We start from the raw sequence: 20,109 nt of genomic DNA on the forward strand, positions 1-20,109 counted from the left end.
CGTGACTATATTACGCATTGGAGTGGTGGGGCTGGGCGGGATTGCGCAAAAAGCCTGGCTGCCCGTTTTAGGCGCCGCGTCAGACTGGACGCTGCAAGGGGCGTGGTCGCCCACCCGCGAGAAAGCAGAGCGCATCTGCAAAACCTGGCGCATCCCTTATGCTGGCTCACTCCAGGATTTAGCCCGTGAATGTGATGCGGTATTTGTGCATACCTCAACCGCGACGCACTTCCAGGTGGTGAGCGAGTTGCTGAACGCAGGCGTTCACGTCTGCGTTGATAAGCCGCTGGCGGAAAATGTGCAGGATGCTGAACGACTGATTGAGCTGGCCGCGCGTAAAAAGCTGACGCTGATGGTCGGCTTCAACCGCCGTTTTGCGCCGCTCTATCAGAAGCTTAAAGCGCAGTCCGGCTCGTATGCCTCTCTGCGTATGGATAAGCACCGTACCGACAGCGTGGGGCCGAACGATCTGCGGTTCACGCTGCTGGATGATTATCTCCACGTCGTGGATACGGCCCTGTGGCTGAGTAACGGAAAAGCCCAGCTGCAAAGCGGCACGCTGCTGACCAACGAGCAGGGTGAAATGGTTTACGCCGAACATCATTTTGCCGTTGAGCATTTACAGGTGACGACCAGCATGCATCGTCGGGCGGGCAGCCAGCGCGAGTCCGTGCAGGCTGTTACGGATGGCGCGCTGTATGACGTCACCGATATGCGAGAGTGGCGGGAAGAGAAGGGCAATGGCGTGCTCGCGTTACCCGTTCCCGGCTGGCAGAGCACCCTGGAGCAGCGTGGCTTTGTGGGCTGTGCGCGTCACTTCATTACCTGCGTGCAGAATCAGACGGTTCCTGAAACGTCCGGGGAGCAGGCCATTCTGGCGCAGCGCATCGTGGAACGACTCTGGCGCGAAGCGATGTCGGAATAACTCGCTGTAACATCTGCCGATAGTAATTCGTTGAAATCCGGTTAGACTAAGCGCCGCTTGTTGGCTTTGCCGGGTGGCGCTTTCGCTTATCCGTCCTGGAAATCCGTAGGGTTGTGGAACTTCACGTTAATGAACTTATTAAAATCGCTGGCGGCCGTCAGCTCGATGACCATGTTTTCCCGCGTGCTTGGCTTTGCGCGCGATGCCATTGTGGCAAGGGTTTTTGGCGCAGGGATGGCGACTGACGCCTTTTTCGTTGCGTTCAAGCTGCCGAACCTGCTGCGCCGTATTTTTGCCGAAGGGGCTTTCTCACAGGCATTTGTCCCGATCCTCGCGGAATATAAAAGCAAGCAGGGCGAAGATGCCACCCGCGTCTTTGTGGCGTACGTTTCCGGTTTACTGACGCTGGCGCTGGCGATCGTGACCGTACTGGGGATGCTGGCAGCGCCCTGGGTAATCATGGTAACGGCGCCGGGCTTTGCCGACACGGCGGATAAATTTGCCCTGACGACGCAACTGCTGCGGATAACCTTCCCCTATATTCTGCTGATTTCGCTGGCGTCGCTGGTGGGTGCCATCCTGAATACCTGGAACCGCTTCTCCGTGCCGGCCTTTGCCCCCACGTTCCTTAACGTCAGCATGATTGGCTTTGCGCTGTTCGCCGCGCCGCATTTTAACCCACCGGTGCTGGCGCTGGCCTGGGCCGTGACCGTCGGCGGGGTGTTACAGCTTGCTTACCAGCTCCCGCACCTGAAAAAGATCGGCATGCTGGTTCTGCCGCGCATTAATTTCAAAGATGCGGGCGCAATGCGCGTTATCAAACAGATGGGACCGGCAATACTCGGCGTGTCCGTCAGCCAGATCTCGCTCATCATCAATACCATCTTCGCCTCTTTCCTGGTGTCGGGCTCGGTGTCCTGGATGTACTACGCCGACCGGCTGATGGAGTTTCCATCCGGGGTGCTGGGCGTGGCGCTGGGGACTATTCTGCTGCCGTCGCTGTCGAAAAGTTTCGCCAGCGGCAACCACGATGAATACTGCCGCCTGATGGACTGGGGTCTGCGTCTCTGTTTTCTGCTGGCGCTGCCAAGCGCGGTGGCGCTGGGGATCCTGGCGAAACCGCTGACGGTGTCGTTGTTCCAGTATGGAAAATTCACCGCCTTTGATGCCGCCATGACCCAGCGTGCGCTCGTAGCCTACTCGGTGGGGCTGATGGGGCTGATTGTCGTGAAGGTGCTTGCGCCCGGCTTCTATTCACGTCAGGACATCAAAACGCCGGTTAAGATTGCCATTGTGACGCTGATCATGACGCAGCTGATGAACCTGGCGTTTATTGGTCCGCTGAAACACGCGGGTCTGTCACTGTCGATTGGTCTGGCGGCCTGTCTCAACGCCGGGCTGCTGTACTGGCAGCTGCGTAAGCAGGATATCTTCACCCCGCAGCCGGGCTGGGCAAGCTTCTTGCTGCGTCTGGCGATCGCGGTAGTAGTGATGGCGGCCGCGCTGGTTGGCATGTTGTATGTCATGCCTGAGTGGGCGCAGGGCACCATGCCTTACCGCCTGATGCGTCTGATGGCCGTGGTGGTGGTCGGGGTGGTGGCGTACTTTGCCACGCTGGCGGTGCTTGGCTTCAAGGTGAAAGAGTTTACCCGCCGCACGGTATAAACGCCAAAAGGGGAGTCACCAGAAGGTGCTCCCCGCTTCATGACATGCCGCTAGTGCGTCAAATCGAAATCTTTTTCCCGCCCGTGATACGTGCCGTGGCCGTTTGACCATCCGCACCGTACAGCCCCGGCTCTTTATAGGGCTTTAACACCTCAAGCGCCTGCTGATTACGGATAATCTGCCCTTCCAGCAGCCAGCCGTTATGCTGGTTGAGATCGCGAAGATGCTGGGTTTTTTCTGTAATGGTCTGCCAGCGTTCGTTGATCTCATCATTGGCGCTGCGTTTCGTGTCTTGCTCAGCGCGTCGCTGTTTTTCCAGATAATCCAGGGTCGCCAGCAGCGAGCTTTTATCTTCAGTAATGCGTTGCAACGCGCTGCCGTTGATTTGACCAGAAGAGAGGTGGTGCTGTTCTGCGTCCATCACCGTTTTCAGGTCGTTCAGGACCACCGTCATCTGATCCAGTATTTCTGACAGTCGACTCATACGGTTAGTTACTCTGGAGGAAACTATGTGCGTCCTGAATCAGCGCATCAGCGATTTTGCTGGTATCCATTTTCAGTTCGCCGTTACGGATAGCCGTTTTCAGCGCTTCAACTCGTTCCATGTTGATATCGCTGCTGCCTGGCTGCATCAGCTTCGACTGCGCATCGCTCAGCGTGACGCTCGTGCTGTTAGCCGTCGAGGTTTTTTCCAGACGCGTTTTTTGCGGGGCAGCCTCATTCGTTTCGCGAGGTTGTACAGTGCTAACCGGCTTCAGGGCTGATGTACGATCAATGCTCATAGTGTTGTCCTCATCGAGGGTTCGCGGCGTTTGCGCCTGACATCATCATTTGTTGAATATTTATCGGCAGTCGCCGCGAAATCTTTAAAAAGATTACAGGTTAATCAGAATATTCCCATCAGGACCGACCGTGCCGCTGACCACCTGGCCTGAGGACATTCTGACCCGGGCATTTTGCGCCACTGCGGCATTATTCAGCGCTTTTCCTTCACTGTTGATACTAAAGCCTTCGCCATTGGCGACCACCATCACCTGTTGTCCCGCCTTCACCCGCCACGCCTGGCGCAGCATAGAGAGCTGTATCGCCTGTCCAGGAGCGACATCGCGCAGGCTGACTGCCTCCTGAGCCTGGTTAATATCCAGCATCGTCCGCGGTGGAAGCTGATCCAGACGGCCTCGCTTCAGCGTTACGCTGTCTGGTTGCAGCAGGCTGCCCCGGGGAATGGGAACGGCGGCGACAACATAATTGCCTGTCGCCTGAACCGCAACCTGTAAATAACGTTTTTCGTTGGCGCAACGCGCCAGCACATTCACGTTGCCCCATAAGCGGGTGCTGCCGGTCACGCTAAATGACGGGGCTTCGCAGGAAGGGTAAAGGTTAGGCGGGGTGCGTACGGTCACGCGTACGTCATCGCTGAAACCGGCCAGCTTCTGCGCAAAGAATGCATTGAGCTGGTTCTCTAACCCCTCAGCCTGCACAAGAGGGCTCAAAAGCAGCAGGGTCGCCGCAAGGCCACGTTTAAAAGTCCGCATCGCACGTTCCACCATGTCCAGAATTAAGCAAATTCTACCCGCAGTGGTTTTCCATCAACGCAACAAATAGCGACGCATTTTGCGCTTATTCCGTCGATAGGGGAGACGGGGTGAGATTTAAGCTGTGAACTGAAATTTTCTCATCAGCGGAGGAGACATGCTCGATAAACTCGACGCCGCGTTACGTTTTCAGCAGGAAGCGCTCAACTTACGCGCCCAGCGGCAGGAAATTTTAGCCGCCAATATCGCCAACGCGGACACCCCCGGGTATCAGGCGCGCGATATTGATTTTTCCAGTGAACTCAAAAAAGTGATGGAGCGTGGACGTGCCGAAGGGACGGGTGTCTCACTTGCCCTGACATCCTCACGGCATATTCCCGCTCAGGCGATGACCGCGCCATCAACTGACTTACTTTATCGTGTCCCCGATCAGCCCTCGCTTGATGGCAACACCGTCGACATGGACCGGGAACGCACACAGTTTGCCGATAACAGCCTGCAATACCAGACAGGCCTGACGCTACTCGGCGGGCAAATCAAAGGCATGATGACCGTCCTGCAGGGGGGCAATTAGTAAATGGCCTTGCTGAATATTTTTGATATCGCCGGTTCGGCATTAACGGCGCAGTCCAAACGACTGAACGTGGCAGCCAGTAACCTGGCCAACGCCGATAGCGTGACCGGCCCTGACGGACGACCGTATCGCGCTAAACAGGTCGTCTTCCAGGTTGATGCTGCACCGGGTGCGGCAACGGGCGGCGTGAAAGTGGCGGACGTGGTTGAGAGCCAGGCGCCCGACAAGCTGGTTTACGAGCCAGGCAACCCGCTCGCGGATGCCAGCGGCTACGTGAAAATGCCGAACGTGGATGTGGTCGGGGAGATGGTGAACTCCATGTCCGCGTCACGGAGTTACCAGGCAAACGTCGAAGTGCTTAATACCGTGAAGAGCATGATGCTCAAAACACTCACTCTCGGCCAGTAAAGGAGACACGCATGTCCATCGCCGTAAACGTGAATGACCCGACAAATACCGGCGTCAACAGCACCAGTAGTGCAACCGGTTCCAGCTCCCTCACCGGGAGCAATGCCTCCGATTTACAGAGTAGCTTTCTGACCCTGCTGGTGGCACAGCTGAAAAATCAGGACCCGACCAATCCGATGCAGAATAACGAACTGACCACGCAGCTTGCGCAGATCAGTACCGTCAGCGGCATTGAGAAACTGAACACCACGCTCGGCTCGGTCTCCGGTCAAATCGATAACAGCCAGTCCTTGCAGGCCGCCAACCTGATCGGTCACGGGGTGATGATCCCGGGGACCACGATTCTGGCGGGCACCAGCACCACCGATGGCACGTCCACCACCACCACAACGCCGTTTGGCGTTGAGTTGCAGCAACCGGCCGACAAAGTCACCGCCACCATCAAAGACGCCAGCGGCAACGTGGTGCGCACGATTGAGATTGGCGAGCTTAAAGCGGGCGTTCATACCTTTACCTGGGATGGCAGCCTGACCGACGGCACTAAAGCGCCTAACGGCTCGTATCAGGTTGCGATTAGCGCCAGCAACGGCACCACGCAGCTGGTGGCTCAGCCGCTACAGTTTGCCCTGGTTCAGGGCGTCATCAAAGGTAGCGATGGCAACAAACTGGATTTGGGTACCTCCGGTACCACCACACTCGACGAAGTTCGGCAGATTATCTAAGCCTTCATACTTATCAGGAGTAAGTCATGGCCTTTTCTCAAGCGGTCAGCGGCCTGAATGCTGCGGCCACCAACCTGGACGTCATTGGCAACAACATCGCCAACTCCGCGACCTATGGTTTTAAATCCGGTTCTGCGTCTTTTGCAGATATGTTTGCAGGCTCTAAAGTGGGCCTGGGCGTGAAGGTTGCGGGTATCACCCAGGACTTCACTGACGGGACGACCACCAACACCGGTCGTGGTCTGGATGTCGCCATCAGCCAGAACGGTTTCTTCCGTATGGTAGATGCCAACGGTTCCGTGTTCTACAGCCGCAACGGCCAGTTTAAGCTGGATGAAAACCGTAACCTGGTGAACATGCAGGGGCTACAGTTAACCGGTTATCCGGTTGCCGGCACGCCGCCGACGGTGCAAACCGGTGCGAATCCGCAGGCGATCACCATCCCAACGACGCTGATGGCGGCGAAGTCCACCACCACGGCCTCTCAGCAGATCAACCTGAACTCCACCGATACCGCGCCAACCGTCGCATTCGACCCGGCCAACCCTGACTCTTACAACAAGAAAGGCACCGTGACGGTGTTTGACAGCCAGGGTAATGCGCACAACATGAACCTGTTCTATGTCAAAGACGCTACTCCAGCTAACTCCTGGAAGGTGTATTCACAGGACGGCAGCGTAGCGGGAGATGCAGCGAAACTGGCAACCACATTGGTCTTTAATGAGAGCGGTGTGTTGACCGGCGGTGGGGAAGTCGATATCAAGACCGGGGAGATCACTGGTGCAACGGCGGCAACCTTCAAAATGAGTTTCGCGAACTCCATGCAGCAGAACACCGGTGCGAACAACATCGTGGCGACGAGCCAGAACGGCTATAAGCCGGGCGATCTGGTGAGCTACCAGATCAACGATGACGGTACCGTTGTCGGTAACTACTCCAACGAACAGACCCAGGTGCTGGGCCAGATCGTGCTGGCAAACTTTGCCAACAACGAAGGCCTGAAGTCCGAAGGGGATAACGTCTGGTCTGCCACGCAGTCTTCCGGTGTTGCCCTGCTGGGTACCGCGGGTTCCGGTAACTTCGGCACGCTGACCAACGGCGCGCTGGAAGCCTCCAACGTCGATCTGAGTAAAGAGCTGGTGAACATGATTGTCGCGCAACGTAACTACCAGTCCAACGCGCAGACCATCAAAACCCAGGATCAGATCCTCAACACGCTGGTTAACCTGCGTTAAGCGGCTGACGGGAAAGCGCAATGGATCACGCAATATATACAGCGATGGGGGCTGCAAGCCAGACGCTCAATCAGCAGGCTGTTACCGCCAGCAACCTGGCGAACGCCTCCACGCCTGGTTTTCGTGCACAGCTCAACGCACTGCGTGCGGTGCCGGTAGAAGGGCTGTCATTGCCCACGCGTACGCTGGTCACCGCCTCCACGCCGGGCGCCGACATGACGCCAGGCCAGATGGATTACACCGCGCGTCCGCTGGACGTTGCCCTTCAGCAGGACGGCTGGCTGGCGGTGCAAACGGCTGACGGCGCAGAAGGGTATACCCGCAACGGTAACATTCAGGTGAGCGCCACCGGACAGTTGACGATTCAGGGGCATCCGGTGATGGGCGAAGCCGGTCCGCTGACGGTGCCGGAAGGGTCAGAGCTGACCATTGCGGCAGACGGGACGATCTCGGCGTTAAACCCGGGCGACCCGGCGAACACCGTTGCGCCTGTCGGTCGTCTGAAGCTGGTGAAAGCGGAAGGCAATGAAGTGCAGCGTGGTGATGACGGGATGTTCCGTCTGACCCAGGCGGCGCAGGCCACGCGTGGCGCCACGTTACAGGCCGACCCGACCATCCGCGTGATGTCCGGCGTGCTGGAAGGCAGTAACGTCAAACCGGTCGAAGCCATGACCGACATGATCGCCAGCGCCCGCCGCTTCGAAATGCAGATGAAAATCATCAGCAGCGTCGATGAAAACGCAGGCAAGGCTAACCAACTTCTGGCTATGAGTTAACAGGACTCCCTATGATCAGTTCTTTATGGATCGCGAAAACCGGTCTGGACGCACAGCAAACCAATATGGATGTAATTGCCAACAACCTGGCAAACGTCAGCACCAATGGTTTCAAGCGCCAGCGTGCGGTTTTCGAAGATTTGCTTTATCAAACGATTCGTCAGCCAGGGGCGCAGTCTTCTGAGCAAACCACGCTGCCGTCCGGTCTGCAAATTGGTACCGGCGTACGCCCGGTCGCCACCGAGCGTCTGCACAGCCAGGGCAACCTGTCCCAGACCAACAACAGCAAAGACGTTGCCATCAAAGGTCAGGGTTTCTTCCAGGTGCAACTGCCTGACGGGACCTCCGCCTATACCCGCGATGGTTCGTTCCAGGTGGATCAGAATGGTCAGCTGGTGACGGCGGGCGGCTTCCAGGTTCAGCCTGCGATCACCATCCCGGCGAACGCGCTGAGCATCACCATTGGCCGTGACGGTATCGTCAGTGTCACTCAGCAAGGTCAGGCCGCGCCGGTCCAGGTTGGTCAGCTCAACCTGACGACCTTCATGAACGATACCGGACTGGAAAGCATCGGTGAGAACCTCTACACCGAAACGCAGTCTTCCGGCACGCCAAATGAAAGTACCCCCGGCCTGAACGGTGCGGGGCTGCTGTACCAGGGGTATGTGGAAACCTCGAACGTTAACGTGGCGGAAGAGCTGGTGAATATGATCCAGGTCCAGCGCGCCTATGAAATTAACAGTAAAGCAGTGTCGACGACCGACCAGATGCTGCAAAAACTGACGCAACTCTAAGGTGTAGCCCGGTGCGGTAAACGTCGCACCGGCTCCCTGTTTTCGAAGATGAAGGCAATGCAAAAAAACGCGGCGTTTCGTTATCCGATCCTGACTGTTCTGGCTGTCACCCTCAGCGGGTGTGCCTGGATCCCGTCTAAACCATTGGTACAGGGTGCGACTACCGCCCAACCCGTTCCCGGCCCCGCGCCGGTGGTGAACGGCTCTATTTTCCAGACCGCGCAGCCGATTAACTACGGTTATCAGCCGCTGTTTGAAGACCGTCGTCCGCGTAACGTCGGCGATACGCTGACCATTGTGTTGCAGGAAAACGTCAGCGCGAGCAAGAGCTCGTCGGCGAACGCCAGCCGCGACGGCAAAACCAATTTTGGCTTCGACACCGTACCGCGCTATCTGCAAGGGCTGTTCGGCAACGCCCGTGCGGATGTGGAAGCCTCCGGCGGCAACACCTTTAACGGTAAAGGTGGCGCGAACGCCAGCAATACCTTCAGCGGAACGCTGACGGTAACGGTTGACCAGGTTCTGGTGAACGGCAACCTGCACGTGGTGGGCGAAAAACAGATCGCCATTAACCAGGGTACGGAATTCATTCGCTTCTCCGGTGTGGTTAACCCTCGCACCATCAGCGGCACCAACACCGTACCGTCCACACAGGTGGCGGATGCGCGCATTGAGTACGTCGGCAACGGCTACATCAACGAAGCGCAAAATATGGGCTGGCTGCAACGCTTCTTCCTTAACTTATCGCCGATGTAAGCGAGGTGACCTATGTATAAATTTCTCTTCGCCGTGGCGCTGTCGCTGGTCGCTACCGTTGCGCAGGCCGATCGCATTCGCGATCTCACCAGCGTGCAGGGCGTGCGCGAAAACTCCCTGATTGGCTACGGCCTGGTGGTGGGGCTGGATGGGACGGGTGACCAGACGACCCAGACGCCGTTCACCACCCAGAGCCTGAACAACATGCTCTCTCAGCTCGGTATTACCGTACCGGCGGGGACCAACATGCAGCTGAAAAACGTGGCGGCGGTGATGGTGACCGCGTCTTATCCGGCCTTTGCGCGTCAGGGGCAAACCATCGACGTGGTTGTCTCGTCGATGGGTAACGCCAAAAGCCTGCGCGGCGGTACGTTGTTGATGACGCCGCTGAAAGGCGTCGACAGCCAGGTGTATGCTCTGGCGCAGGGCAACATTCTGGTTGGCGGGGCAGGTGCGTCGGCGGGCGGCAGCAGCGTGCAGGTGAACCAGCTGAACGGGGGACGTATTACCAACGGCGCGATCATCGAACGTGAGCTGCCGACCCAGTTCGGCACCGGCAACACCATTAACCTGCAACTGAATAACGAAGACTTCACGATGGCGCAGCAGATTGCTGACACCATCAACCGCAGCCGGGGTTACGGCAGCGCCACCGCGCTGGATGCCCGCACCGTGCAGATCCGCACGTCAACCGGTAGCAGCAACCAGGTGCGGATGCTGGCCGATATCCAGAATATGGAAGTGAACGTGTCGGTGCAGGATGCAAAAGTCATTATCAACTCCCGTACCGGATCGGTGGTGATGAACCGCGAAGTGACGCTGGACAGCTGCGCCGTGGCGCAGGGCAATCTCTCCGTCACGGTTAACCGCTCGGCCAACGTCAGCCAGCCGGATACCCCGTTTGGTGGCGGTCAGACGGTAGTGACCCCGCAAACGCAGATTGATTTACGACAGAGCGGTGGATCGTTGCAGAGCGTGCGCTCCAGCGCCAACCTGAACAGCGTGGTGCGTGCCCTGAACGCGCTGGGTGCAACGCCAATGGATCTGATGTCCATTCTGCAATCCATGCAAAGTGCAGGCTGCCTGCGCGCTAAACTGGAAATCATCTAAATGCTGACCGATAGCAAACTGTTGACCAGTGCCGCCTGGGATGCCCAGTCGCTCAACGAGCTGAAAACCAAAGCGGGCAAGGATCCGGCGGCGAATATCCGCCCGGTTGCCCGTCAGGTGGAAGGCATGTTCGTGCAGATGATGTTGAAAAGCATGCGTGAAACCCTGCCGAAAGATGGCATGTTCAGCAGCGATTCCACACGGCTTTACACCAGCATGTACGATCAGCAGATTGCCCAGCAAATGACCACCGGAAAGGGGCTCGGCCTGGCGGACATGATTGTGAAACAGACCGCAGCCGCTCAGGGGCTGCCATCTGAAGAGGCTCCGCCGCAGGTGCCGCTGAAGTTTGATCTGGAAAAGGTGACCAGTTATCAAAATCAGGCGCTGACGCAGATGGTGCGTAAGGCGATGCCGAAGCCGACAGAAGCGCGTGACGAGCCGCTCTCCGGCGACAGCAAAGACTTCCTGGCGCAGCTCTCCCTCCCGGCGCGTCTTGCCAGTGAAGAGAGCGGCGTGCCGCACCATCTGATTCTGGCGCAGGCGGCGCTGGAGTCGGGCTGGGGGCAACGTCAGATCCGCAGGGAGAACGGCGAGCCGAGCTTCAACATCTTTGGCGTGAAGGCCACCTCCAGCTGGAAAGGGCCGACCACGGAGATCACCACCACCGAATATGAGAACGGTGCGGCAGTGAAGGTGAAAGCCAAATTCCGCGTCTACAGCTCGTATCTGGAAGCGTTGTCGGATTATGTCGGGCTGCTGAGCCGGAATCCACGCTACACCGCCGTGACCCAGGCCGCCACGCCAGAGCAGGGCGCTCAGGCATTGCAGAATGCTGGCTACGCGACCGATCCAAACTATGCGCGCAAGCTGACCAGCATGATCCAGCAGCTGAAATCCATGTCTGAGAAGGTCAGCAAAGCGTATAGCACAGATCTCGAAAATCTGTTCTGAAAGTTCTCAAGTCCCGGTGGAGGTTGCCGATAACCTTCATCAGGACTCGTGTCTGAACGTATAAAAGGAACCCCCATGTCCAGTTTGATTAACAGCGCCATGAGTGGCCTCAGTGCTGCGCAGTCGGCACTCAATACCGTCAGTAATAATATTTCAAGCTACAACGTGGCAGGTTATACCCGCCAGACCACCATTCTGGGGGCATCAAACAGCACCCTGACCGGCGGCGGCTGGGTGGGTAACGGGGTCTATGTCTCCGGTGTTCAGCGTGAATATGATGCGTTTATCACCAACCAGCTGCGCGCGGCGCAGAACCAGAGCAGTGGGCTGACCACGCGCTACCAGCAGATGTCAAAAATTGACGACGTGCTTTCTGATACCACGAACTCGCTTTCTGCCAACCTCCAGGATTTCTTTAAAAGCCTGCAAACGCTGGTGAGCAACGCAGAAGATCCGGCTGCACGCCAGACGGTACTCGGAAAGGCGGATGGTCTGGTAAACCAGTTTAAAACCAACGATCAATATCTCCGCGATCAGGATGCGCAGGTCAATACGGCGATTTCTACCAGCGTCGATCAGATCAATAACTACGCGAAACAGATTGCCAATCTTAACGATCAGATCTCCCGGCTGACTGGCGTCGGTGCGGGCGCATCCCCGAACGAATTGCTCGATCAGCGCGATCAGCTGGTGAGTGAACTGAACAAGATTGTCGGTGTGGACGTCACCGTACAGGACAGCGGCACCTACAACATCTCTATCGCCAACGGTTACACCCTGGTACAGGGCAGCAACGCCAGCCAGCTGGCGGCGGTGAAATCCAGTGCGGACCCAGCGCGTACCACGATTGCGTATGTGGATGCCGCAGCGGGCAACGTGGAGATCTCAGAAAAACAGATCACCACGGGGTCGCTTGGGGGGCTGTTAACGTTCCGTTCTCAGGATCTGGATCAGGCGCGAAACACCCTTAACCAGATGGCGCTGGCGTTTGCGGATGCCATGAATACCCAGCACCAGGCGGGCTTTGATGCCAACGGGGATGCAGGCGGCAAGCTGTTTGATTTTGGCTCTCCGGCAGTGCTGAGTAACGGTAAAAACACCGGAAGCGCGTCCGTTACGGCCACGATGACAGACAGTACTAAGGTCCAGGCGACAAACTATAAAGTTGAGTACAACGGTACTGACTGGACAATCACGCGTCTGTCGGACAACACCAGCTTCACGGCCAAGCCTGACGCCAGCGGTAATCTGTCGTTTGATGGTCTCAACGTTAAGATTAGCGGCTCAGCCAATAATAAAGACAGTTTCATCGTCAAACCGGTGAATGACGTCATTGTGTATATGGACGTGGCGATCAGCGACGAATCCAAACTGGCGATGGCCTCCGCGCAAGGAAGCGGCGAAAGCGACAATACCAATGGCCAGAAACTGCTGGATTTACAGAGCGCCAAATTGGTGGGAGGGAACAAAACCTTTAACGATGCTTATGCCGCGCTGGTCAGTACGGTGGGCAGCACCACGGCGTCGCTGAAAACCAGCAGCGAAACCAAAGTTAACGTGGTAACGCAGTTGACCAAACAACAGCAGTCAATCTCCGGGGTTAACCTGGATGAAGAGTATGGCAACCTGCAACGCTATCAGCAGTACTATCTGGCGAATGCGCAGGTGCTGCAAACGGCGAGCACGCTGTTTGATGCATTGATCAATATCCGCTAAGGCTGAGGCATAAAAAATGCGTATTAGTACTCAAATGATGTATGAGCAAAGCATGCGCGGCGTGACGAACTCCCAAAGTCTCTGGCTCAGCTACGGCGAGCAGATGTCTACGGGTAAGCGCATCAACCGTCCGTCTGACGATCCGATTGCCGCCTCGCAGGCCGTTGTGCTCTCTCAGGCTCAAACGCAAAACAGCCAGTATGCGCTGGCACGCTCTTTCGCTACGACAAAAGTTTCGCTGGAAGAGAACGTGTTATCGCAAGTGACAACCGCTATCCAGGCTGCTCAGGAAAAGATTGTCAATGCGGGCAACGGTACGTTAAGTGACGATGACCGCGCTTCGCTGGCCACGAACCTGCAAGGTATTCGCGATCAGCTCATGAACCTGGCTAACAGCACGGACGGTAACGGTCGCTATATTTTTTCCGGTTACAAAACCGAAGCGGCGGCTTTCGACCAGGCTACGGGTGATTATAAGGGCGGCGGAACGCCAATCAGCCAGCAGGTTGACTCTGCGCGCACGATGCAAATCAGCCATACGGGCACTGAAGTTTTCGATAGCTTCACCAGCAATGCGAAGCCAGAGCCAGATGGTAGTACGCCGGAAACGAATTTGTTCAAGATCCTCGACTCCGCAATTGAAGCGCTGAATAAGCCGATTGGCGATGACGAAACGAAGGCTGAAGCATTTACGGCGGCTATTGATAAAGCCAACCGTGGCCTGAGCAACTCCCTCAACAACGTGTTGACCGTGCGCGCCGACCTCGGCATCAAGCTGGACGAGCTGGGCAAGCTGGATTCTCTGGGTGAAGACCGCGCGCTGGGCCAGACTCAGCAGATGAGCGACCTGGTTGACGTGGACTGGAACTCGGTGATTTCGTCCTACACCATGCAGCAGGCGGCGTTGCAGGCCTCGTATAAAGCCTTTAGCGATATGCAGGGTATGTCTTTGTTCCAGATGAACAGATAAGACTCTGACCTGTTTGACATGTCTTGAAACTGGGCATGTTTTGACTGCCCAACCCGTCCGGGTTGGGCATTTTTTTTACACACTTTCTGCCTGAGCGGACACCACCCGGGCGCTTTCAATCACTCTGATAGCCAGCGCAATGGCACCACACAGGGTTGCCAGTGCTACCACGCCCGTCCAGCCTGCCAGCGTATAGATATTGCTGCCTAATGCCGAACCCAGCGCCATTCCGATGAAAATGACGGTAAACAGCAGGGCGTTAAGGCGCCCACGGGCCTGCGGCTCAAGGCTGTAGACCAGGTTCTGGTGCGCCACGAGGCTGGACTGCAAACCGAGATCGAAACCGACCGCGGAGAGGGCAATCAGGAGCAACTGGCCGTGTACACCCAGGGCTGGCATCAGGAACATCAGGGCAAACGAGAGGGTCACCAGCGCGGCACCCAGTTGGGTCACTTTACCGGCGCCCAGCTTATCGGCCAGACCGCCTGCCAGCGGTGCGGCCAGCGCGCCTGCGGCTCCGGCAATACCAAACCCACCCGCCACGGCGCTGCCAAGGTGATACCGTTCCAGCAGCATGACCGCCAGCGTCGACCAGAACGCACTAAAAGCAATCGACAGAAAACCCTGAGCCAGCGCAGCCCGACGCAGCGCCGGGTAGCGACGCCAGAGGTGTTCCATGGAGCGCATCAGTGCCGGGTAGCTCAGCGTGGAATGAACGGCGAAGCGGGGAAGTACGGCCCACATCACCACGCCGATAAAGGCAATGCTTGCGGCGGCCAGCTGATACATCACTCGCCAGCCAAAGGCTTCACCCACCACGCCGCTCACGGTTCTGGAGAGCAAAATCCCCAGCAGCAGGCCGGTCATCACCGTGCCGACCGTTTTTCCCTGTTTGCCTTCCGGCGCGAGGATCGCTGCGGCCGGGACAATATCCTGCGCCATGGTGGCGGCCATGCCAATCAGCAGGCTGGTGAGCAGCAGGGAATGCAGTTGTCCGGTCAGGCTACAACCCAGCAGGAACAGCGCCAGAGCTGCACTTTTTATCAGGATCAACGTTCTGCGGTCATAACGATCGCCGAGCGGGAGCAGAAACAGGATGCCTAAGGCATAACCCGCCTGGGTGAGCGTCGGGACCATGCCCATGCCTTCGATGCTCAGGTGCAGGTCTGAGCCCATCAGCGGCAGCAGAGGCTGGGCATAATAGATGGATGCCACGCTGAAGCCCGCACCGAGCGCCAGCATTAAGATTACCCAGCGGCTTACGGCCCGGGTGGTGGTTGTGTTCATAAGATGTTCCTCATTCGTCGTGTGCGGCTATTTTTTATCAGTACGCCTTGCGACGGTAGCGGGCGCGGTGGTAAAACGCTTATACGTGTAGCGTATAGGTGCAAATGATATGAAACGGACTGAGCGTATAGATCGTGTAGAACTGATGCGAACCTTTGTTCGCATTGTGGAGGCGGGGTCCCTTTCTGCGGCGGCACGTCAGCTGGCAACAACCCAGGCCACGGTGAGCCGACGGTTGCAGTCACTTGAAACCATGCTGGGCGTGCGCCTGATGCTGCGCACAACCCATACCACACGGCTTACCGATGACGGTGAACGTTGCTATCAGCATGCCCGACGGGTAATTGACAGCTGGCTGGCGCTGGAAGACGAGGTGGGGCAGACGGAAGATGAACCGGTCGGGGTGCTGAGGGTGCGCGCGCCTCACGCGTTTGGCCAGGATCAGCTACTAAAACCGTTAACCCAATTTTTGCAGCGCTATCCCCAGCTTTCTGTTGAGTGGATGCTTAACGATCGCTCGGTTGATTTCCTCGGCGACAACCTTGACTGTGCTATTCGGGTGGGCGTGGAAGTCGATCCGGCAACCGTGTCTGTGCTACTGGCTGAAGTGCCGCGCTCGGTGGTAGCGTCACCGGCACTCCTTGCCCGTTTTCCCGCGGTTAACACGCCGGACGATCTGCAACATCTCCCCTGGATTGCAATCAGCTCTTTTTATCAACGCCATGTGGAACTTTTCCACGAGGCAACACCCACCCCGGCGAGAGTTACCATTACGCCACGCCTGAGTACCGACAGCCTGTATGTAGCGCGCAATACGGCACTCACCGGGCTAGGCGTGGCGGTGGTATCCAGCTGGACGGTACAGGATGATATTCGGGAAGGGCGACTGGTGCATTTACTGCCAGAGTGGCAGCCAGCAGCGCTACCGGTACATCTGGTTTATCCCTGGTCACGCTATTATCCGGCGCGCTTGCGGCGTTTTCTGGAGCTGATGCGGCAGATAATGCCGGAGGTCACCGGTATGAGAAAGCCCCTGCAACAGCCATAAAAAAGCCGACCCGAAGGTCGGCTTTCAGTCTTAGCGTGCGTTATTCAACAGGCTGAGGACGAGTAGCTGGGGCAGTAGCCATGTGCGTCGCACTGTGACCACCGGCAGCACCTTTACCTTCGAAGTTGAATTCCGGACGAACCCAGTCACTATGGCGTGGTGCTTCAGGCACGTACTCAGGTGCCGGGGCACGAGTCATTGGCGCGGTAGCAATGTGAGCAGGCGCTACAGCTTCAACGATCTCAACCGGCTCAGATTTCACTTCAGGCGCTTTGACCTCTTCGACAACAGGTTCAACCTGAATCTCGACGTCCTGAACAACCTCTTCCGTCACCGTTTCGACGGCAACGTCTGCGGGCTCTTCTGCTGCGGATACAGGCTTAGCGTCTTCCGCGACTTCTTCAGCCACCACGGTATCTTCTTCGGCAATGATCTGCGGTGCGGCATCAACCGGCGCAGCAATCACTTCAGGATGGGTCGTTTCCACTTCCACAGCCTGCGGCGGCGCTGTTTCAACAACCTGCGGTTCGACCACGGTTGCCGCTTCAGTCACGACGTCTTCCACCGCGACGACCGGTGCAATCACCTCTTCGGTAACAGCCTGTTCTTCAACAGCCTGCTCCGGACGTGCAACCGGATAACGGATCCAGACTTTACCGGATGCCATCTCAGGTGACGCGCACGCCACGGTTATTGGCATTGGAGACTGGGTCGGGTAACGCTCGTCACGATAACGACGGCGACGCTGACCGCTCACGCGCAGATGGCGTGGAGAACGGCGGGAGCGACGCGGCATACCTGCGTTATCACGGTTTTCGCTGCTTTCGTCCTGCTCAACCTGATTTTCCACTACGGCTGGCAGGTCAACTTTCGCAACCTGAGTACCCGTTGTGCTTTCATCCGCTTCAACCGCGATAACGTCGTTTTCTTCGGCCTGAACAACACCCATACGTACTTTCTGGGTCAGCTGGCGCTGCTTACGACGCGGCATAACCTGAGTACGCTCTTCCTGCTCAGTGTCCTGCTGTTCTACAGGCGCTTCGCGATTCAGGTTTTTGACTTCCTGCTGAGCCTGGCGTTTGTCATCGTTACGACGACGGTTACGCTCGCGGCGAGGCTGCTGCTCGTCACGCTGTTTGCTCTTCTCGGACTCATCGCCCGCCTGCTGGCGAATCTCACGATCTTCAACGTTCTGCTGTTGCTTCTCGCGACGGTTGCGACGGTTGTCCTCGCGCTGTTCACGGCCTTCGTTGTTATCGGAACGATTATCACGGCGCTCATTACGATCGCCACGGTCGTTGCGGTCGCGACGGTTGTTCTGACGCTTACGACGGTCCTGCTGACGCTCTGGTTTCGCTTCTTTTGGCGCTTCTTTCGGCTCCTCAGGCTGAACTTCTTCGGCGGCAAACATTTTTTTCAGCGCACCGATGATGCGGCTCAGGAGACCAGGCTGCTCAGGCTGTGCTTTTGGCGCGGCAGGAGCCACTTTCTGCACAGCAGGTTTTTCCGCTGGTTTTTCCAGCGTCGCTTCTGGCGGTGCTTCCGGCATGATGAAGGTCGCTAAAGCTGGCTGCTCAGGCAGTTTACGCTCGGCAGGCTCTTCATCAGACGGCAGCGCCATTTCTTCTTCATGCAGCTTCGGCAGCAGGTAGCTGAGGGTGCTTGTCTCTTCGCCTTTGCGCACGCGCAGCACGTGATAGTGCGGGGTTTGCATCTCGTCGTTTGGCACGATGATGCAGCGAACGCCGCCCTGACGCGCTTCGATTGCGCTCACCGCTGCACGTTTTTCGTTCAGCAGGTAGGAGGCAATCGGCACCGGAACAATAGCGTGAACCTCTTTGGTGTTCTCTTTCAGCGCTTCTTCTTCAATCAGACGCAGAATAGAGAGGGAGAGAGATTCATTGTCACGAACGGTACCTGTACCGGAACAGCGCGGGCAGACGTGATGGCTGGACTCACCCAGAGACGGGCTGAGGCGCTGACGGGACATCTCCAGCAGGCCAAAGCGAGAAATATGGCTGATCTGGATACGCGCGCGATCCTGGCGCACCGCTTCACGCAGACGGTTTTCAACCGCACGCTGGTGGCGAACCGGGGTCATGTCGATGAAGTCGATAACGATCAGACCACCCAGGTCGCGCAGGCGGAGCTGGCGGGCGATTTCATCAGCGGCTTCAAGGTTGGTGTTGAAGGCGGTCTCTTCGATGTCGCCGCCGCGGGTTGCTCGCGCGGAGTTGATGTCGATGGCGGTCAACGCTTCGGTGGTATCGATAACGATAGAACCGCCGGATGGCAGACGCACTTCACGCTGGAAGGCAGACTCGATCTGGGATTCAATCTGATAATGGCTGAACAGCGGGATTTCACCGGTGTACAGTTTAATTTTGCTGGTGAAATCCGGGCGACCCAGTGCGGCGATGTGCTGGCGAGCCAGCTCAAGCACTTTCGGGTTATCAATCAGAATTTCACCGATGTCCTGACGCAGATAATCACGGAAGGCACGCACGATGACGTTGCTTTCCTGGTGGATCAGGAACGGCGCAGCACGGCTTTCTGCCGCTTTCTTGATGGCTTCCCAGTGTTTCAGGCGGAAGCTCAGGTCCCACTGCAACGCTTCGGCAGATTTGCCAACGCCTGCGGTGCGCACGATAAGGCCCATGCCGTCTGGCAGTTCAAGACTTGCCAGTGCTTCTTTCAGCTCGGTACGGTCATCGCCTTCGATACGGCGAGAGATGCCACCCGCACGCGGGTTGTTTGGCATCAATACCAGATAGCTTCCTGCCAGACTGATAAAGGTGGTCAGCGCGGCGCCTTTGTTGCCACGCTCTTCTTTATCGATCTGGACGATAACTTCCTGACCTTCACGCAGAACATCTTTGATGTTCGGACGGCCATGGGAGTTGTAGTTTGCAGGAAAATATTCGCGGGCGATTTCTTTGAGAGGAAGGAAACCGTGACGCTCAGCACCGTAATCGACAAATGCAGCTTCAAGGCTTGGTTCAATGCGGGTGATTTTGCCTTTGTAAATGTTCGCTTTTTTCTGTTCGTGTCCAGGACTTTCGATATCCAGATCGTACAGGCGCTGCCCATCCACAAGGGCGACACGCAACTCTTCTTGCTGAGTTGCGTTGATTAACATTCTTTTCATCGTAACTTACTCGTTATTCTTACATTGACGACAAAGCTGCGGGCAAGGTGACGCTTTCCGGGGTATGAACCGATGGCCTCGTGTCTATTCACGTCGCCAACCTCACGGTTGTCGCTCGCTTAAGAGGCGCATAGTGTCGGTTGCCTGTATTTCATAGGGAAACACAGCGCAATTATCAGGGGAATTGCCTGGGAAAACTCTCCAGAGAACAATCCTTATACCGGGAAGTACTGCAACCCGCAGCCCGCTAACTGCCTGAAAGATCAATACGTCTTACGCCATTGCTGCGTGGATGATCGGTCAGACAAAATTGGTCATTCCGTCGACATCCTTACAAAACCCGGATTTAACGCGGAAAACGGATTCATTATTCCACTGCTCGCCGGGTTATAGCAAGATGACTTTTACCAATTATCACCCGGTTACTCACAGTTTCTTCACTTCAACGGGGTGATTGGTTTAATAACCACCAAATCGATTGCGCGA

At 57.0% G+C, this 20,109-nt stretch carries 19 protein-coding genes; 14 read left to right on the top strand and 5 right to left on the bottom strand.

What is annotated here, in order from left to right; all coding sequences use genetic code 11:
- Position 1: 1 nt before the first annotated feature.
- Together L2Y28_RS07975 and murJ are read left to right on the top strand one after the other, a co-directional pair.
- Positions 2-925: a Gfo/Idh/MocA family protein gene (locus L2Y28_RS07975; protein WP_023330132.1), complete on the top strand. Its 924-nt coding sequence runs from the start codon at positions 2-4 to the stop codon at positions 923-925.
- Between the two features lie 129 nt (positions 926-1,054).
- Positions 1,055-2,590 (top strand): murein biosynthesis integral membrane protein MurJ, encoded by a 1,536-nt coding sequence (gene murJ, locus L2Y28_RS07980; protein ID WP_017384735.1) that lies wholly within the window; start codon positions 1,055-1,057, stop codon positions 2,588-2,590.
- A gap of 58 nt (positions 2,591-2,648) precedes the next feature.
- On the opposite strand, the gene flgN is transcribed toward murJ, so the two are convergent.
- From flgN to flgA, 3 genes are all read right to left on the bottom strand, one after another.
- Positions 2,649-3,074, bottom strand: coding sequence for a flagella biosynthesis chaperone FlgN (gene flgN / locus L2Y28_RS07985; RefSeq protein ID WP_022647721.1), 426 nt, complete (start codon positions 3,072-3,074; stop codon positions 2,649-2,651).
- A gap of 4 nt (positions 3,075-3,078) precedes the next feature.
- Positions 3,079-3,372, bottom strand: a complete 294-nt coding sequence (gene flgM, locus L2Y28_RS07990) for a flagellar biosynthesis anti-sigma factor FlgM (protein ID WP_022647722.1) — start codon at positions 3,370-3,372, stop codon at positions 3,079-3,081.
- 93 nt (positions 3,373-3,465) lie between these two features.
- A complete protein-coding gene (gene flgA, locus L2Y28_RS07995; protein ID WP_022647723.1) occupies positions 3,466-4,125 on the bottom strand; it encodes a flagellar basal body P-ring formation chaperone FlgA in 660 nt (219 codons plus the stop codon).
- A gap of 157 nt (positions 4,126-4,282) precedes the next feature.
- On the opposite strand from flgA, the gene flgB reads away from it, so the two are divergent.
- The 11 genes from flgB (at position 4,283) to flgL (ending at position 14,140) form a co-directional block, all read left to right on the top strand.
- Complete coding sequence (gene flgB, locus L2Y28_RS08000) at positions 4,283-4,699, top strand: flagellar basal body rod protein FlgB (RefSeq protein ID WP_022647724.1); 417 nt, start codon at positions 4,283-4,285, stop codon at positions 4,697-4,699.
- Between the two features lie 3 nt (positions 4,700-4,702).
- A complete protein-coding gene (gene flgC, locus L2Y28_RS08005) occupies positions 4,703-5,107 on the top strand; it encodes a flagellar basal body rod protein FlgC (protein WP_022647725.1) in 405 nt (134 codons plus the stop codon).
- A gap of 11 nt (positions 5,108-5,118) precedes the next feature.
- On the top strand, positions 5,119-5,829 hold the full coding sequence (flgD, locus tag L2Y28_RS08010) for a flagellar hook assembly protein FlgD (protein WP_003857994.1): 711 nt from the start codon (positions 5,119-5,121) through the stop codon (positions 5,827-5,829).
- A 26-nt stretch (positions 5,830-5,855) separates the two neighbouring features.
- Positions 5,856-7,064: a flagellar hook protein FlgE gene (gene flgE, locus L2Y28_RS08015; protein WP_022647726.1), complete on the top strand. Its 1,209-nt coding sequence runs from the start codon at positions 5,856-5,858 to the stop codon at positions 7,062-7,064.
- A gap of 20 nt (positions 7,065-7,084) precedes the next feature.
- On the top strand, positions 7,085-7,840 hold the full coding sequence (locus L2Y28_RS08020; protein ID WP_022647727.1) for a flagellar basal body rod protein FlgF: 756 nt from the start codon (positions 7,085-7,087) through the stop codon (positions 7,838-7,840).
- Positions 7,841-7,851: 11 nt separating this feature from the next.
- A complete protein-coding gene (flgG, locus tag L2Y28_RS08025) occupies positions 7,852-8,634 on the top strand; it encodes a flagellar basal-body rod protein FlgG (RefSeq protein WP_000625853.1) in 783 nt (260 codons plus the stop codon).
- A 57-nt stretch (positions 8,635-8,691) separates the two neighbouring features.
- Positions 8,692-9,390: a flagellar basal body L-ring protein FlgH gene (gene flgH, locus L2Y28_RS08030; protein WP_003857987.1), complete on the top strand. Its 699-nt coding sequence runs from the start codon at positions 8,692-8,694 to the stop codon at positions 9,388-9,390.
- 12 nt (positions 9,391-9,402) lie between these two features.
- Positions 9,403-10,500 (top strand): flagellar basal body P-ring protein FlgI, encoded by a 1,098-nt coding sequence (locus tag L2Y28_RS08035; protein ID WP_022647728.1) that lies wholly within the window; start codon positions 9,403-9,405, stop codon positions 10,498-10,500.
- Positions 10,501-11,454, top strand: coding sequence for a flagellar assembly peptidoglycan hydrolase FlgJ (gene flgJ, locus L2Y28_RS08040; RefSeq protein ID WP_022647729.1), 954 nt, complete (start codon positions 10,501-10,503; stop codon positions 11,452-11,454).
- Between the two features lie 75 nt (positions 11,455-11,529).
- On the top strand, positions 11,530-13,170 hold the full coding sequence (gene flgK / locus L2Y28_RS08045) for a flagellar hook-associated protein FlgK (RefSeq protein WP_022647730.1): 1,641 nt from the start codon (positions 11,530-11,532) through the stop codon (positions 13,168-13,170).
- Positions 13,171-13,186: 16 nt separating this feature from the next.
- Positions 13,187-14,140, top strand: coding sequence for a flagellar hook-associated protein FlgL (gene flgL / locus L2Y28_RS08050; protein ID WP_022647731.1), 954 nt, complete (start codon positions 13,187-13,189; stop codon positions 14,138-14,140).
- 75 nt (positions 14,141-14,215) lie between these two features.
- On the opposite strand, the gene L2Y28_RS08055 is transcribed toward flgL, so the two are convergent.
- Complete coding sequence (locus L2Y28_RS08055) at positions 14,216-15,427, bottom strand: MFS transporter (RefSeq protein WP_022647732.1); 1,212 nt, start codon at positions 15,425-15,427, stop codon at positions 14,216-14,218.
- A 109-nt stretch (positions 15,428-15,536) separates the two neighbouring features.
- Here L2Y28_RS08055 and L2Y28_RS08060 point away from each other — a divergent pair, with 109 nt between their 5' ends.
- The gene (locus L2Y28_RS08060; protein WP_022647733.1) at positions 15,537-16,475 is read left to right on the top strand and encodes a LysR family transcriptional regulator; all 939 of its coding nucleotides are present in this window, start codon (positions 15,537-15,539) and stop codon (positions 16,473-16,475) included.
- A gap of 40 nt (positions 16,476-16,515) precedes the next feature.
- Here the strand turns inward: L2Y28_RS08060 and rne are convergent, their stop codons facing one another.
- On the bottom strand, positions 16,516-19,623 hold the full coding sequence (rne, locus tag L2Y28_RS08065; protein ID WP_022647734.1) for a ribonuclease E: 3,108 nt from the start codon (positions 19,621-19,623) through the stop codon (positions 16,516-16,518).
- Positions 19,624-20,109 lie beyond the last annotated feature (486 nt).

Source organism: Enterobacter sp. JH25, assembly GCF_021725435.1.
Lineage (GTDB): Bacteria > Pseudomonadota > Gammaproteobacteria > Enterobacterales > Enterobacteriaceae > Enterobacter > Enterobacter intestinihominis.